Origin of the sequence: Agreia sp. Leaf210 (genome assembly GCF_001421485.1) — a bacterium.
Classification (GTDB): domain Bacteria; phylum Actinomycetota; class Actinomycetes; order Actinomycetales; family Microbacteriaceae; genus Agreia.
Genome location: NZ_LMKK01000002.1, coordinates 843,351 through 857,911, shown reverse-complemented (window position 1 = coordinate 857,911; position 14,561 = coordinate 843,351). Strand labels below are relative to the sequence as shown.

15 protein-coding genes are annotated in these 14,561 nt (G+C 66.8%); 6 read left to right on the top strand and 9 right to left on the bottom strand.

All coding sequences use genetic code 11. From position 1 onward, the window contains the following. Positions 1-128 precede the first annotated feature (128 nt). The 3 genes from ASE64_RS17450 (at position 129) to ASE64_RS10005 (ending at position 2,432) form a co-directional block, all read left to right on the top strand. On the top strand, positions 129-293 hold the full coding sequence (locus ASE64_RS17450; RefSeq protein WP_156351762.1) for a hypothetical protein: 165 nt from the start codon (positions 129-131) through the stop codon (positions 291-293). Between the two features lie 148 nt (positions 294-441). After that, the gene (locus ASE64_RS10010; protein ID WP_082466083.1) at positions 442-1,410 is read left to right on the top strand and encodes an ABC transporter ATP-binding protein; all 969 of its coding nucleotides are present in this window, start codon (positions 442-444) and stop codon (positions 1,408-1,410) included. Beyond that, positions 1,407-2,432, top strand: a complete 1,026-nt coding sequence (locus ASE64_RS10005) for an ABC transporter permease (protein ID WP_055779475.1) — start codon at positions 1,407-1,409, stop codon at positions 2,430-2,432. The genes ASE64_RS10010 and ASE64_RS10005 overlap by 4 nt, the downstream gene beginning before the upstream one ends. A gap of 34 nt (positions 2,433-2,466) precedes the next feature. On the opposite strand, the gene ASE64_RS10000 is transcribed toward ASE64_RS10005, so the two are convergent. After that, positions 2,467-2,748: a hypothetical protein gene (locus tag ASE64_RS10000; protein ID WP_055779472.1), complete on the bottom strand. Its 282-nt coding sequence runs from the start codon at positions 2,746-2,748 to the stop codon at positions 2,467-2,469. Positions 2,749-2,826: 78 nt separating this feature from the next. Then, positions 2,827-3,360 (bottom strand): putative immunity protein, encoded by a 534-nt coding sequence (locus tag ASE64_RS17950; RefSeq protein WP_442853832.1) that lies wholly within the window; start codon positions 3,358-3,360, stop codon positions 2,827-2,829. Between ASE64_RS17950 and ASE64_RS17945 the strand changes: the two genes are divergently transcribed. Further along, a complete protein-coding gene (locus ASE64_RS17945) occupies positions 3,252-3,887 on the top strand; it encodes a DUF6966 domain-containing protein (RefSeq protein WP_442853831.1) in 636 nt (211 codons plus the stop codon). The genes ASE64_RS17950 and ASE64_RS17945 overlap by 109 nt on opposite strands. A gap of 461 nt (positions 3,888-4,348) precedes the next feature. Here the strand turns inward: ASE64_RS17945 and ASE64_RS09985 are convergent, their stop codons facing one another. Then, on the bottom strand, positions 4,349-5,329 hold the full coding sequence (locus ASE64_RS09985; RefSeq protein ID WP_055779467.1) for an alpha/beta hydrolase: 981 nt from the start codon (positions 5,327-5,329) through the stop codon (positions 4,349-4,351). Continuing rightward, on the bottom strand, positions 5,322-6,791 hold the full coding sequence (locus tag ASE64_RS09980; RefSeq protein ID WP_055779464.1) for an MFS transporter: 1,470 nt from the start codon (positions 6,789-6,791) through the stop codon (positions 5,322-5,324). The genes ASE64_RS09985 and ASE64_RS09980 overlap by 8 nt, the downstream gene beginning before the upstream one ends. Positions 6,792-7,003: 212 nt before the next feature. Here ASE64_RS09980 and ASE64_RS09975 point away from each other — a divergent pair, with 212 nt between their 5' ends. Then, positions 7,004-7,519, top strand: coding sequence for a GNAT family N-acetyltransferase (locus tag ASE64_RS09975; RefSeq protein ID WP_162234559.1), 516 nt, complete (start codon positions 7,004-7,006; stop codon positions 7,517-7,519). Positions 7,520-7,590: 71 nt separating this feature from the next. Here ASE64_RS09975 and ASE64_RS09970 read toward each other — a convergent pair whose 3' ends face one another. The 3 genes from ASE64_RS09970 to ASE64_RS17440 form a co-directional block, all read right to left on the bottom strand. Further along, complete coding sequence (locus tag ASE64_RS09970; protein ID WP_055779458.1) at positions 7,591-8,775, bottom strand: hypothetical protein; 1,185 nt, start codon at positions 8,773-8,775, stop codon at positions 7,591-7,593. Between the two features lie 346 nt (positions 8,776-9,121). Continuing rightward, positions 9,122-9,379: a hypothetical protein gene (locus tag ASE64_RS09965; protein ID WP_055779456.1), complete on the bottom strand. Its 258-nt coding sequence runs from the start codon at positions 9,377-9,379 to the stop codon at positions 9,122-9,124. 32 nt (positions 9,380-9,411) lie between these two features. Further along, positions 9,412-9,651: a hypothetical protein gene (locus ASE64_RS17440; RefSeq protein WP_055779453.1), complete on the bottom strand. Its 240-nt coding sequence runs from the start codon at positions 9,649-9,651 to the stop codon at positions 9,412-9,414. 232 nt (positions 9,652-9,883) lie between these two features. Here ASE64_RS17440 and ASE64_RS17650 point away from each other — a divergent pair, with 232 nt between their 5' ends. Continuing rightward, entirely contained in the window at positions 9,884-10,171 is a 288-nt protein-coding gene (locus ASE64_RS17650; RefSeq protein ID WP_055779450.1) for an RNA polymerase sigma factor, read from the top strand. 239 nt (positions 10,172-10,410) lie between these two features. Here ASE64_RS17650 and ASE64_RS09950 read toward each other — a convergent pair whose 3' ends face one another. Together ASE64_RS09950 and ASE64_RS09945 are read right to left on the bottom strand one after the other, a co-directional pair. Beyond that, positions 10,411-12,630 carry an LPXTG cell wall anchor domain-containing protein gene (locus ASE64_RS09950; protein ID WP_055779447.1) on the bottom strand — a complete coding sequence of 740 codons (2,220 nt, stop codon included), beginning with the start codon at positions 12,628-12,630 and terminating at the stop codon, positions 10,411-10,413. After that, positions 12,627-14,510, bottom strand: a complete 1,884-nt coding sequence (locus ASE64_RS09945; protein ID WP_235480563.1) for a S53 family peptidase — start codon at positions 14,508-14,510, stop codon at positions 12,627-12,629. Before ASE64_RS09945 ends, ASE64_RS09950 begins: the two co-directional genes overlap by 4 nt. Positions 14,511-14,561 lie beyond the last annotated feature (51 nt).

Below are 14,561 nucleotides of genomic sequence, written 5' to 3'. Positions count from 1 at the left end.
GGATCGAGGGGCCGTGCCAGGAACGAGCAGCCGTATCGAGATCACTTTCTCGTGACAAGGGGCTGACTTGCCGAAGGCCCGCTGCAACACTGTCCCCTGGTAACGACGCCGCTTCGAAGGGATGAAACATGACGACGATTCTTTGGTACATCGGCGCGGTGGGTTTTCTCATCGCGGGCGTTGCGATGGCACTGCTCAACCAGTGGGCCCTGGGCGCCGCGTTCTTTGCACTGGCTGCGGCCCTGTTCGTGTTCGCCGTGAGGGAGCAACGCAAGGGCGCGCCTCGGAGCTGATGTGCCGGGCCGCTCCGTGCACCACGTGCGCCGGCGATCTCATCCCTCGCCGTGGGGAATCTCCCTCTCACGAGGGAGGCGCCGTGCTGTTCGACGCCCGTAGCGTCTGAGCTATCGGGAACAGCACCGTGCTGCGTGAGAGGTAACGATGCAACAAACGATCCGCATCTGGCCGGTGATCGTCGACTCGATCGTCAAGCGCTATGGCAAGAAAGTGGTGCTCGACGACGTGTCGCTGCGTGTCGACTCCCGCGAGATCTTCGGGCTGCTCGGCCCGAATGGCGCGGGTAAGTCGACTCTGCTGGAGAGCATTGCCGGTCTCCGGGCGGTCGACAGCGGAACGGTGCGCGTGTTCGGCGCCGATCCGACCAAAGATCGTGCCGCCATCACCCCCTACATGTCGGTGCAACCGCAGGCGGCTAGCCTCTTCGAAACACTGACGGTCGCCGAGACCTTGGGCCTGTACGCGTCGTTCCACTCCTCGCCGGATGATGTGGGTGCGCTGATCGGACGGCTCGGCCTGCAAGAGCAGCGCGACACGAGAGCCGGGAATCTCTCTGGTGGGCAGATGCGCCGCCTCCTCATCGGTACGGCCCTGATCGGGCGGCCGAAGCTCGTCGTTCTGGACGAGCCATCGGCGGGCCTCGACCCTCAGGCCAAACGCTCCCTCCATGACCTCATCAGAAGCACACGCGACCGCGGCATAACCGTGCTGCTGTCGACGCACGATATGCAGGAGGCGACAGAACTGTGCGACCGCGTCGGGATTCTGGCCGGGGGTCGACTGCGTGCCGTCGGCACGCCGGACGAGCTGATGCGGGATCGTATCGGCGGGGCGACGGTGTCGTTCGTCATCGACGAGGCCGTCGATCTCGCATCCCTTCGGCACCACCTGGGAACGAGCGAGGTCAGCGTCGACCTGACCGGGTCGGGCACCCGCGTCGTCGTCCGCACCAGCGATCCAGACGACGTCGTTCGCAAGCTCACGTTCAGTCCGACGCTACGAGCCCGCGGCTTCCACGTGCAGCTCCGCACGCTTGAAGACGTCTACTTGGAACTCACCGGAGACGGCACGATTCATGCCCTCGACGGACATAGCGCAGGAGGACGGGCATGAGCACGGTTCAGAGCGACACGCCACGATCGGCCTTCGTCGAGTTGAGTTCGGCCAGCGCCAAGGAACTCGTGCGGAACAAGAAGGGTTCCTTCTCGATCTTGTTCATGGTCGGCTTTCTGTTCCTGCTCATCGTCGGGATCAACCAGGCCGTCAACGTGGCGGGACGGCCGGCGCCCGTGGTCAGCGTCTCGGGCGACGCAAGCTCCGTCTCCTCGGTCGAGGCTGCATTCGATGACGCCGGCATCGCGCTCGCCACCGCGGGGTCTAACGCGACCGTCACCGTTCAGGGTGAATCCGCGATGGTCGTCGTCGATACGGCGGATCCGCCGTACTGGTTCGGGATCGTGGACGCGCTCGAGGGAGCCGGCGTCAGCTCTTCGAAGATCTCGGTCGTCGACGACACCGGCTTCGTGCAATCCGATCTCGTTCGAGCGAACCTCGCCACGATCGCGGCTCTGGGATTCATGGCCATCACGTTCATGGGCACGGCGGTTCCGCTCGTCGCCATGCGCGAGCGCGGGACGCTGCGGCTGCTCGGAACCACCCCGCTGCGAAAGCTGACGTTCATAGCGGCACAAACCCCCGTGCGAGCCGCAGCAGGCCTCATCGTGGCAGCCGTCGTCGTCGTGGTGTCGATCGTCATGGGGTACCTGGACTTCGGTGGAGTGCTGAGCTTGCTCGTCTCGTTCGTGCTCGGTCTCGCGATGTTCTTCTCGTTCGCGTACCTGCTGGCATCCCGCTCTCGCAATACCGAATTCATCAACAGCATCGCCGTGATCGTGCCCATCGTGGTCATGTTCGCCTCGGGCGACGTATTCCCGAAGCAGATACTTCCCGACTGGATCGAGGTGATCCTCCAATGGCTTCCGTCATCGTGGTTCGTGCAGGCAGCGAGCGCGGACCTCGTCGGGTCGGCGACCGTGCTGCCGGTGCCGATCCTGTGGCTGATGATGGCAGGGTGCACGGTGGCGATGTCGCTGCTCGCAGCTCGCCTGTTCGTGTGGGACGACAGAGAACGCTGATCGACCGAAGCGCCGCACGCGATTCGCAGTCGCTCTACTTCTTCGACTTCTCCTGAATCTTCTGAACAGCTTCGTTCCATTCAGCGGCCAGCGTTGCCCTGGTGTCTTCGTCAAGACGATCATCCAGCACGTCGAGGAACGGGTTGGGCATCGCCTTCTTGGCGGGTAGCGACGACAAATAGAGACTGGCCGCTTCTCGCACGCGTGTCGTAGCGCGCTCGACCTGCTTCATCGAGCTCTTGTCTGCGTTGGCCACGCGGGAGTGCTTCTCAAGGGCCGACATCAGCTTCTTCAGCGCGTTCGCATTCTTGGTCATGCAGGTATTGTGGCTCGTTCTGGAGTGCGCAGTACATGGCATCTGTAGCAAGCCTCCCGAGCGTCCTTCGGACGCTGCCTACTTCTCTAACGCAGCCCTCAAGAGTGCGATCGCCTTTGGCCCCACCCCATGAAGAGTCGCCAGAAAGGCGAGATCGGCGCTCTCCAGGTCGTCGAGATTCCGCACCCCTGCGTCGGCCAGCGCGCGAGCGGCAGGCGCCCCGATGGCGGGGAGGGCCCGGGCATCGCCCACAATCTGGCCGTCAGGAAACCCGATAGGACGCAGTTCAGGAGCGAGGCTCTCCCATTGCCAGACTCGCTCGGCTTCTTGATCGACGGTGCCGCCCCCGTCGAGGCCAACGGCTTTCGCAGCATATGTCGCAGCGTGCGGCGAGTGGTCGAACATGTGTGCCACAGCGCACGCCTGGCCGGCGGCACGAGCGGCGGCGACGGCTGCCGGCGCCCCTGCTGTGGTCGCATCCCGAGCGGCCGCGTGAGCTGCGAATGCAGCCGTGCGGCACGCCGTCATCGGAAGCTCGCCGCGCTCCCACGCGCGCACTGCTTCGATCGCTGCGCGCGGGCGATCATCACCTGGTCGCTGTTTTTCGAAGATCGGCAGGGCGCGCTCTGCGCAGCTCGCCGCCCACAGCGCGATCGCGTGATGGACCGGCGGCTCAGGATTGGCCCACGGGGTCTTCGTCTCCTCGCTCACCCCTCGATCGTCTCAGTAATCAGCTACAGAAAGATCATTTCAATGTGGGTTGTCGTCAGGGTGCAACGCTGGTGATTCCGATCGCCCAGCGCGCTCTGTGCGCTGCTCGTAAACTCGTCGGGGTGAGCGTGAGGCGAAGCACCGTCGATGAGGTCAGGCGTGAAATCATCTCCGCAATAGCCGAGCTTCGCGTCGTAGCGCGGTCGGAAGAGGACGGACCACGGGACCAAGCCTCGGATTGGCTCGAGCAGCTGTTTGCAGGCATTGAGGATCAGCAGGCACTTCGCCGGGCGTCAGCACAGGCTTTGGGGCTGTATCGAGGAGGGATGGGCTCGTTTCAAGACGTGGGTAGCGCCGGGTCGTCAGAGCCCGTCGGCCGACTGCGGGTTGCTTTGCGTCGCGGGCGTTCCTGGTTCCCGCGCGCGTAGCGTCCAAGTGGGGGTAAGTGCTCCGTAACCGATCCCTCAACGGGCGCTCGACGCTCGGGAGCTGAGCGAATGAATCGCGACCTCATTACGGTTGGATTCGTGGGCACCCTAAAAGACGGCAATGAAGATCGCACTAACGTCCTGCGACTCTTGCCCGCGTGGGGGCCGAGGCAGCTACTCGCTAATATTCCGGTCTCGGATGCACTTCGCCTGCGCCTGAGAAGTTGGAATCGAATCTGGCAGTCAGTGCTCGATCCCGTCTCGGACATTCGGTGGCCAGATGCCGCAGTCGGCAGGCAGTGGATTGCCGAGGGCGAAAGCTTGGTGCGTGACCTCCAGGTCGAACTTCCACAGTTCCGGGTCGTCGAAGGTTTCAAGGACTATGACCCGGACAGAGAACAGAAGCCCGGGCACTGATGCCGAGGCAGTGGCTCCCGCCCCACTCGCCCCTTTGGGGCCCCTCAGCGGGCACCTGAACCGAGAAGTCGCCGGGTCCAGTCGGCCAGCGCTGCGGTTGCGCTCACAGAGATGGCGGCGGTCGGCATCATGCTCGTGAAGCCATGGAATGCTCCCGGCCACACGTGCAGCTCCGCGTCACCGCCGGCAGCCCACAAGCCGCTGGCATAAGTGACTGTCTCGTCGCGGAAGACCTCCGCACTTCCGCAGTCGATATAGGTGCGTGGGAGCCCGGAGAGGTCGGTCGCTCGCGCCGGTGCTGCATAGATAGAAATGTCTTCGCCGGCTCGGCGGGAGCCGAGGTAGGCGTCCCAGCCGAAGCGGGTCATCTGCCGATCAGCGACCCCGATGCCATCGATCTGTCTCGTCGAAACGGTGGAGTCGCGATCGTCGAGCATGGGTGACACCAGGATCTGCGCTAGGAGCGCCGGCCCTCTTCGGTCGCGAGCGAGCAGGGCGGTGCCGGCGGCGAGCCCGGCGCCGGCACTCTGCCCGGCGATCACGATGCGCTCGGGGTCGATGCCGAGCTCGTGGACGTGGGCGTGCACCCAGACGAGCCCGGCGTAGCAGTCCTCGACCGGGTAAGGGTCGGGGTACTCGGGGGCGAGGCGGTAGTCGACGCTGATGAGCACGACGTCATGGTCGTTCAGTAGCCAGTCGTCGTATGAATCGAGGTTGCCGAGGTAGTGGCCGAACATCATTCCGCCGCCGTGGATCGTGTACACCGCGCTCGTGGCTCCGGTTCTGCCGATCCGCTGGATGACCGCGAGGGTGATCGGATCCCCGAGGTGCCCAGGCGCTGTGATCGTGCGCCGCTCGTACCCGCGAGACCGCAGCCGCTCATCGAGCGCTTCTTCGGTGATGTCGAGTCCGCGCATCCGGGGCAGCATCTCGGTGGTTAGCGTGAACGGCCCGCGTGCCTCGAGGGCGGTGAGGAATGTGGCGAGCTCAGGATCGAACGGAGGGCGGGGCATGAGGTCAGACATAGGAAGGCTCCTGGGTGGTGGGCTGGGCGGGGGTGCGGCGCGAACGGTGGATACCGATGCAGACGAGCGCGGCCGCGAGGGCGGTGATGGTCAGGCCCGCGATGAGGATCGCCTGCTGGAATGACGCGAGCTGATCCGGGCTGAAGGTCATTGTCGCGATGCTGCTGCCGACGAGAGCGGCGAGGATCGTGCCGGTCGCGGCGATCCCGACAGCGGTCGCGATCTCGCTGGCCGTGTCGACCATAGCCGCCCCGATGGAGGTGCGATCCCCAGGAAGGCCGCGCAGCACGTTGTTTCCGGCGACGACTCCGACCACCCGCATCCCGGCGGCGACGAGCACGAGGGCGACCAGCACCCAGGGGTAGCCGAGTCGGCCGAGGAGCGCGAACACGGCGAGACCGGCGACCACGGCGGCAGCGCTCATCCAGGCCGCTCGATCGAGGCCCACCCGTTTCACGAACGGACCGACGAAGCGGCCGCTTGCGAGGAGCACCACGACCTGCGGCAGCGTGCCGACGGCGGCGAGGGCCGGTGGCCAACCCCAGGCGAACTGCAACTGCAGCGTCACCATGTACGACAACCCGGCCATCGCGAGCCCGGCCGCCGCTTTGTAGGCCAGGCCGCTGGCGACCAGCGGCTGTGCGACGAGACGAAGCTCCAGCATCGGGTGGCGCGCGGTGCGCTCTCGGGCGACGAAGCCGACCACTGCGGCCACGGTGGCCGCCGCTGCACCCCAGGCCAGAGCGACATCGGTGCCGGCGACGAACAGGGTCGGTGTGAGGAGGACGCCGACGACGGTCGCCGTGCCCAGGATGGCACCGATCACGTCGACGGGATCGCGGTGGAGGTCGGTTCGACGATCGGCGGCGATCCCGGCTCGGATCCCGAGGAAGGCGATCACCGCGATGGGCGCGTTGGCGACGATGAGCACTTGCCACGGTGCCACGGCGAGCACAAACCCGCCGATAGTGGGCCCGACGGCCAAGCCGACCAGCCCCGCGGTCGAGATGACCGTCAGGGCGCGCACTCGTAGATCGTCATCGTCGAACAGGCGGAACGCCAACGCCATCGATCCCGGCGTCGTCATCGCCGCGGCGACCCCCATCAGGGCCCGCACGGCGATCAGCTGCTCCACCGAGGTGACGAACAGGGTCAGGATGCTCACGACCGCGAGCAGCGCCAGGCCGACGAGCATCACCCGGCGCCGACCGACACGGTCTGCGACCGCGCCAAACAGCAGCATGAGGCCGCCGAACGCGACGGAGTACGCCCCAGAGACCCATTGCAGCGACGCGGTCGACGCGGTCAGCTCGCGCCCGATGGTCGGAAGCGCCACGTTCAAGACGGAGTTATCGAGCATCTCGAACAGGAACACCGCAGAGAGGCCGGCCAGCGGAATCCACGCGTGGCGGAGACGCTGCGGTGGGGCCACTGTGGCTGGGGAGATTGTGGGTTCGTACATGGGCGCACTCCTTCGATGAAGAAGTGGCGACTCCCATGAGACGCTTGTGCGTTTCCGCCGGCCGGAGCCTGACGGGATTTTTCCCTCTGCGGTAAGGCTACCGCACCTGTGCTCAGCCGGACGCGTCCAGGCCTCCCGCATACCGTTTCATAATCAATGCCCGAAAGATGTTGGTGCTGGCTTGGTACCTTTCGGGCCGTTACCGTAGTTGCGTGACAGCCGCTCCGTTCTTCGTTCGCCCGACGAGCGAGGACGACTGGCAGCATCTTCGTGACCTCCGCATCGAAAACGCGACCGACAACCCGATCTCGTTCGGCGCCACTCTCGAGACGACGCTGGGCCTGGCGGAGGACGACTGGCGCGCTCGGGCACGACGAGGACAGTCCGACGACGCCGCCAGCATGGTTGCAATCCAAAACGGCACCGAGCGTTGGATCGGGATAATGAGCGCCCAGAGCTCAGACGAGGATGGTCTCGACCCAGTCCTGACGGGGGTTTACGTGTCTCCCGACTTCCGCGGACGCTCTTATGGCGTTGCAGACGCCCTACTCCACGAGATCCTCACCTGGGCAGCGGGTCGTGGCGACTCTCTGCGGCTCTACGTTTACGAGCACGGCACTCCTGCGCGCCGTTTCTACGACCGTCACGGCTTCGCGCCAACCGGTCGAACACGTCCTCTCGGATTCGCCGAGGGTCGCACCCTGGAAATGATCAAACCCCTGCGCTGACAGCTGATGGGCAGTCAGCCGGTGCAGATCGTCGGTGGCAGTAAGCGCCGGCGGCGGCGCAGATGTCGCCGCTACGGCCGCCCATCGGTGATCGTCAGGACCGCTGCGAAGATCAGCACGATCGGCACGAAGTAGGCGACGAAGTAGGCAACGAAGGCGACCACGTTGAGCAGCAAGGAACTTACGCGCCACCTGCGCTTCTGCGGCACGAAGCGCCGGCCGCTTCGGGCGATGAGCGGAACCGGGGCGTTGGCGAGCACCCCGACGGTGACGGCCGGCGCAACGGGCTGAGTGACGGGCTCCGCTGCGGCGAACTCGAACGCGGGAAGAAGCGAGCGATGTGGCCGGGGCAGTCGCTCGTCGACGAAACGCTGCGTTCTCTGAGCGAGGCGGGGAACGACGCTGTCGATCAGCGTCTGCACCGCGATCCAGGTCTGTGCGTCGGTGAAGTCGGTGGGAGCCGACGTGAAGAACACGAGGGTGTCGTCGACGATCTCGACGTTGTAGTCGCCGGCATACTCGACCAGGTCGGACATCACCTCGGGCGAGAGTACGTAGAGGGCGTCGGCGCGCTTGTCCACGGGCGCATAGGTCACGAACGCCCGGTCGAACTCCTTCTCGAGCGAGATGCGTTGCAACGACCCGAATCCCGCGGGCAGATCGCTGCGCGACGAGTTGTTCGAGGTGGAGTCGAGCACGAGGTGCGGCAGCGGGGCAGGCAGGGTGACCGCCAGGTAGTGCCAGGTCGGGCTGCCCGGTCGCGCGGTCGTGAGAGAGCCGAATTCGAGACCGGATGCCGTAAAGCGCGGGTTTTCGAGCACCGCGTCGCGGTCTGCGGTGATCATCGACGAGAAGGTAGCCCGCTGCGAGGGCTGCGGCTCGAAGCCGTTGGCGAGAGCGGTGAGGTTCTGTCGCCACTCCGTGACGGTCGCCCGCGAGCTGGTTTTACTGCGTCTTCTTCGTGCGATGCGGGCGGCGATGACGATCCAGACGGCGAGGATTCCGACCATCCAGGCCAGGCTGCCCCAATCGCTGCCCAGCACCTGACCGTCGTGCTGATTGTCGATCGCGATGTCGATCGAGATGAGCGCAACGGTGAGGTACCAGAGCATCGATGCGGCGTTCAGATGGCCGAGCGCTTTCGGCAGGGTCATGGTCCACGTGATCCGTGATTGCCTCAGGTGGGCACCCTTCGCGCGCAGAACCCTGCCATCGGGTTCGTGCAGCCACTCGAGGTACAGCGGTTGGAGGGGCACCCGAAAATCCTACGCGGCGTCTGGCCGGCCGGACGTCAGGGAGATGGGCCAGACGCGTTCGTCCCGATGAGCTCTGAGTACCTGCCCGGTTCTCTCCGGAGTACGTGCCCTAGCGTGTGCTTCAGCAGCCCACGGGCTGTTGCTTGCCAGCATCCCTGCCGAACTCGTTCTCGAATCTGCGCCTTTCTCCCGCCGCCAGAACCATTTGTGTAATTCCGATGGTCATGAACATGACGGCGGGAAATATCCCGAACCATCGGGGAGGACGGCTCGGGTTGATGATGAACAAGATCACCTCGAGCGCCAGGAAAGGAGCGCCCGCCGCAAGAAACTGCAGCCCCGTGTTTCATGACCGGTCGAGCCTCATGCGCTGTTGAATGAGCGAGCCGGGGCCGTGAGCGGTTTCGGTCGTTCTCTTGCGACGTTCGATTCGGATGCGCCCTGCCGCCCCAGCAACTGCGGCGCCGGCGAGACCGATCATGGCGCCCCAGAAGGCGTCAACCGCGAATGCGATGATGACTCCAACGGCAGCCATCGCGATACCGGCGATGACCGCTACGAGGACGGTGTTCGCCTTGCCCTTCTTGCCGTGCTGGCCACTCATGGTTTCCCCGTTCGATACAGAGGCACGCGCCGTCAGAGGTCGCGCTTCTTCATCCACAGGTTGACGGGAATGGCGATGACGCCGACCGCGACGAGGGCCAGGCTGCAGATCACCAGAACGCCGTCGTCTCCCGCAAACGTGAACCCATTTCGTGCCGCCACCACGATTCCTACGACGATGCAGACGTACGGCAGGATCTCGCGAAGAGGATTGAACCGGAGGCGTCGAAACCTCTTCGGGGTCGAATTCTCGTCGTCGCCGCTGGTGCTCATGCCTGCAGTCTTGCAGGCACAAGCCGCACGAGAAAGCCCCCGCCATGCGCCCAGTTGCCCGAATCTGCCGCCTCGGTGGATGGGGAGGCGGCAGATTCGGGCAACTCGGCCGGCGCCCCGGTGTCGATACGCTTCGGCCGCGGGCGGCCGCGGGTACCTCGACCGGCGCGGCGCCCTGACCGGCGAGACTACTTTTCGTGAACTTAAGCCCGGCGACCGAGCAATACCTATTGTGAGCACCGACAACGAGATCATCGAGCGCTCCCGGGAGAGTCCGGGTGCGTTCGCCGAGGTATTCGATCGCCACGCGCGCACCGTTCATCGGTACGCGGCGCGACGGTTGGACGCGGGGGTGGCCGACGACGTGATGAGCGAGACGTTCCTCGTCGCGTTCGAACGCCGGACCGCCTTCGACGGATCGGCTAATGCCCTGCCCTGGCTGCTCGGTATCGCGACAAACCTCATCAAGAAGCACGCGCCGCTCGAAGCGCGCGCATGGAAGGGGAATTTCCAGTGCTGAGCGCGGGAGAGGCTGTCAGGCCGGACGCGCTGTGGCCCGTGGGCACCTACACGGTGGACGTGCCCCTGACGGCGTCGGGCCACTCGACCAGCGAACGACCCTGAATCGCGATTCGACGTGGCGCATATCGACCTAACTTCGCGAATTTACGTCGATTTGCGACAAGTGGGTGGGTCGTGACGGCGCCACCCGCGGTGGCGCACCGGCCGTGGTCATGAAGACCACGGCCGGTGCGTGCATCAGGATGCGGTGGGTCGGCGACGTCGTCGCAGCAGCAGGCCGGCCCCGGTCGCCAGCGCGAGCACGGAGAGTGCAGCCGCGAGGGCGAGGGGAGCGGCCGACATACCCGTGTCGGCCAGCGGCCGGGTCGAGCTCGCCTGCGGTGAGACGACGTTCTGCCCGATCGCGCCGTTGCCCAGCTCGCCGCCAGAGCCGGAGCCAGAGCCAGATCCGGTTCCGGGGTCAGTTCCGGTTCCCGGCGAACCCGACCCGCTGCCAGGGCCGGTTCCGGGATCGACCGGTGTCGGAACATCCGGAGCGTCTGCCGTGATCGCGGCCACCCGCACCCGCGCGCCCAGGCCGAGCGTGTCGTTCACATCGACGCCGGTCACCGAGAAGCCGTCGGCCGCGCCCTTCTGCAGATTGAGCGTGATCACCGCGGATCTTCCGGCGAGTTGCACCACCGTGTTGGGCGCGATCTCGCCGGCGGCGATGGTCTGGCCGGCCACGGTTCCGCCGCCGGTGGTCATGGTCGCGCCGGTCTTCGTCATCGCCACGTGGATGTTGCTGAGCGACACCTCGAGGCTCGATCCCGGGTAGAGCGAGAGCGAGTCGACCTGGGCCGTCGCGGTGCCCGCGGCATTGGATGCGCGTGCTCCGGTCGCCGAGATCTGCCCGGCGACGCCGTCGGTCACGGTCGCGACCTCGAGCTGAGCGGCGCCGAGGGCGGCAGCGTCAGACGCGGCACCAGACGAAGCGGCCGACGAAGCAGCGTCGGGCCGCGCCACGTCGGAGTTCGCCACGGCGTTCGGCGCCTTCGCGCTCGCGGCGGCCGCGGCAGCGGCATCCGGTGTCACGAGAGCCACGGGCGACACGACCGAGGGGCCGGATGCGCTGAGCGCGTAGGCGTAGCGGCTCGGCAGCGGCGAATCGGGCTGGGGCGTGGGCTCGGGGTCGGGCGTGGGAACCGTGCTGGGAGCCGACCATCGAACCGTGCCGAGGGAGACCGACGGGTAGGTATTGGTGAGGTCGGTGTAGTGCACGGCCGTGATGAGCACGCTGCCGTCGGGCTGGGCGACCCGCTCGTTGAAGCGCACGGTCACGCGCGGGGTGCCTTGAGCATCGAGGCCCGTGTAGAGGTCGGTTCCGGTGTTGATCCAGACCCCGTTCACGAAGAGCCCCGAGTTCGCGCCCGGGAACGACACCACAGAGCTGCCGTCTGCGGCCACGTCGAGCGCGAGCCCGTAGACGCGGAACGCCGACCACATGTACTCGCCGACCGACGAGGTGTCGGGCACCTGCGTGAAGCTGTCGATCGAGACCTTCGCGGCGCTGTCGTCGGTGCGGCTGACGGTGACGCCCTTCGCGGTGATCGGCGGGGTCGCGGCCGAGAACGTGGCGTCGGTCTTGGTTCCCGAGGCCGTGAGGCTGGGCTCTCCCGCCACGATCGGCGTTCCGTTCGGAGCGGTCACGGTGATGCCCGACACGAGTGCCGGCGTGGTGGCCGGAGCCGCGGGGGTGCACGCGACCTGGCCGAGCTTCACTCGCCAGATCTCCGACGAGCCGGCCTCGGCCTCGATGCGCAACGCGGTGGTCTGAGCGCGACCCGTCGCATCCGTTGTGCGCTCGCCGATGTAGAGCTTGGTGGCACCCCAGGTCGACGAGACGGGCAGGTCGACGGTGTAGCCGGCGGCGATGCGCGCCGGGTCGAGGGCGTCGACGCCGTTAACCGTGAGGGTGTCGAACGACACGGTGCTCGATCCGTCGGCGGTGCACTCAGAGGTGAGTCCGGTGAATGCCACGGGCACGCGGTCGCGTAGCTGGAACGTTCCCGACGCGATCGTCGAGCGCGCCCCATCAGACGCGGCCCGCGAGACGAGCCCATCGGTGCGCGTGGTGTTCAGCTTGTAGAGGTCGCCGGTGGAGGCGGCGTTCTGCGTGACCGTGTCGCCCGAGGTCCAGTCGGCGAGCGGGGTGGAGGCCTGCAGGGTCCCTCCGTCGGAGTCGAGCATCTGCACGCCGAAGGCGCTGTTGGCGGGGCCGGCCTTGGTGGCGGATGCCGTGAGTGCGGCCGTCTTGGCTGCAGCCTCGACGAGTGTCGCGCTCGCGGTCGAGGTTCCGGATGCCGCGGGTGCGGCGATCGCGGTCGTCGTGGCGGTCGCCGTGAAACCGACCGCGAGCACGGCGGCGAGGGCCGCGGCGGTCACGAGCCGCGTGGAGCGGGAGGTGCGTCGAATCATTTCTGTGCTCCGAACTGGTCGAGAAAAGCGGTGCCGCGGGGAATGCCGAGTCCGGTGACTCTGTCCCAGCCCGGCCCGGACTGCAGGGATTGGGGCTTGGTGTCCCACATATAGAGGGTCTCGAGCCAGAGAGCTCCGGTCGACGGCGAGCGGCGGAACCACGTTGCCGCCGACGCGGGCTGCACATCGGTGATGGCCGCTGAACCGCTGAGCGCGTAGAGCGAGGGCGTGGCGAGGCCGACGTGAACGCCGTTGCGCACCTTGGCGATGGCGACCATCGAGGCGACCATCGGGGTGGCGAGGCTGGTGCCGCCGTGTGGCTCGGCGCTGACGACGCCGTTGGAGGGCGCGTTCACGATGAAGCCGGTGTTCGGGTCAGACAGCGACGCGACATCCGGAAGCAGCCGCTTAGCTCCCGGCTGGGCGATTTTGTCGCGCTGCCACGAGGGGCGGTCGTAGTAGGCCGACTCTCCTCCGCCGGCGCCGTAGATGAAGCCGGGCGGAACGATGGCGCCGTTGCGGGCGAAGCGCGTCTGGGTCTCCCAGCCCGCTTCGACGGCCACGGTGTTGTCGGCGTTGAGGCCGACGCTCATGCCGCCGACCGCGGTGACGTAGGGGCTCGAGGCGGGAGAGGCCACGTCGGTGCCGTCTTGGTGGTCGCCGGCCTGGCTGTAGTCGCCGTCGTTTCCGGTCGAGGCGAAGATCGAGATGCCACGCGAGGCGCCCTCGACGAGCACTCGGCTGAGCAGGGTGCGGTCGGCGGCGGTGTCGAGCTCCTCAGGGGCGCCGAACGAGAGCGAGATCACGTCGGGGGCGCCATTCTCGGAGGTGCCGCTCTCGACCGCGTCGAGCAGTCGCAGGTAGAGCGACTGGGCCTCGCAGGTGTCGCTTCCCCAGTAGACGATGTTCGCATCCGGAGCCATCGCGTGAACGGCCTGCACGTCGAGGTGCTGCTCGACGGTCCACGAGCTGGGGCCGCCGCAGCGGCTGTTGTTCGGGTTCGCCGGGGCGTGGTGCGTGTACTGCCCGTCGCGCAGGGGCTGCGCTCCGGCCTTGGTGAAGTAGGCGTTCGTGTTGACCTCGACGGTCGCGTCGTCGAAGACGCCGACGATCGCGATGGTCGCTCCGGCTCCGGTGGCGTCGTCGGGTAGCTGGTGGATGGCGCGCAACTGCTGCGGGCCGTAGCCGCACAGTGCGTTGGAGCGGTGCTCCACCGTGACCGACTCCGGCCACTGCGAGCTGAGCGTCTGACCCCAGTAGGTGGCGCAGTCGTCGCTGGTGATGGGGGTGGTCGTGGCGGTGGGAGCGGTGGCGGCGGGTGCTGCGGCGGCGACCGCGGTGTGGGTGGCGCCGGCGCTCGTGGCGCTCGCCGATGTCGCCGACGGTTCCACGAGCGTGGGCTGCATCGCATCCGTGCTCACGAGGCCGGCGACGGTCTCGATGGCCGTCAGATCGGCGGGCACCGACAGATCGGTGGTGGGCACAACGGCCGTGCGGCCATGGATGTCGGTGGTCGCGAAGGTCGTCGAGAAGGCGCGGGCGAAGTCGTCATAGGATCCGCTGATCGACTGGCTGCGCACGCTGTCGTGCTGGTCGCCGAGGTCGAGTCCGGCGGTGACGAGCCACGTGCGGGCGGCCGAGATGGATGCGGTGTCTGCGTTCTCGGTGAAGAGCACGACGGCCGAGGTGACGCCGTCGGGTGCTGCAGTGTCACTGCTCGGCGCCGCGGATTTCGCCCAGGCGGGCGCGGTGTCGGGAAGGGAGTGTCGAGCGTCGGAGGGGGAGGAGGCGCACGCGGTCAGAATGCCCGCGCACACGACCCCGACGATCAGGAAGGTGGATGCAGACATCACCGACCCGGGGGAACGCAAAGAGCGCATAGAAGTACTTTCTCAATCAGAGTGTGAAGTGGCAGAGGAGCCGCTTCGAAC

What these genes read in the sequence shown, in the direction of transcription:
- ASE64_RS17450 (WP_156351762.1), top strand. Translation starts at nt 129, where the DNA reads ATGACGACGATTCTTTGGTACATCGGCGCGGTGGGTTTTCTCATCGCG.
- ASE64_RS10010 (WP_082466083.1), top strand. Translation starts at nt 442, where the DNA reads ATGCAACAAACGATCCGCATCTGGCCGGTGATCGTCGACTCGATCGTC.
- ASE64_RS10005 (WP_055779475.1), top strand. Translation starts at nt 1,407, where the DNA reads ATGAGCACGGTTCAGAGCGACACGCCACGATCGGCCTTCGTCGAGTTG.
- ASE64_RS10000 (WP_055779472.1), bottom strand. Translation starts at nt 2,748, where the DNA reads ATGACCAAGAATGCGAACGCGCTGAAGAAGCTGATGTCGGCCCTTGAG.
- ASE64_RS17945 (WP_442853831.1), top strand. Translation starts at nt 3,252, where the DNA reads ATGCAGCCGTGCGGCACGCCGTCATCGGAAGCTCGCCGCGCTCCCACG.
- ASE64_RS09985 (WP_055779467.1), bottom strand. Translation starts at nt 5,329, where the DNA reads ATGTCTGACCTCATGCCCCGCCCTCCGTTCGATCCTGAGCTCGCCACA.
- ASE64_RS09980 (WP_055779464.1), bottom strand. Translation starts at nt 6,791, where the DNA reads ATGTACGAACCCACAATCTCCCCAGCCACAGTGGCCCCACCGCAGCGT.
- ASE64_RS09965 (WP_055779456.1), bottom strand. Translation starts at nt 9,379, where the DNA reads ATGAGTGGCCAGCACGGCAAGAAGGGCAAGGCGAACACCGTCCTCGTA.
- ASE64_RS17440 (WP_055779453.1), bottom strand. Translation starts at nt 9,651, where the DNA reads ATGAGCACCAGCGGCGACGACGAGAATTCGACCCCGAAGAGGTTTCGA.
- ASE64_RS09950 (WP_055779447.1), bottom strand. Translation starts at nt 12,630, where the DNA reads ATGATTCGACGCACCTCCCGCTCCACGCGGCTCGTGACCGCCGCGGCC.
- ASE64_RS09945 (WP_235480563.1), bottom strand. Translation starts at nt 14,510, where the DNA reads ATGCGCTCTTTGCGTTCCCCCGGGTCGGTGATGTCTGCATCCACCTTC.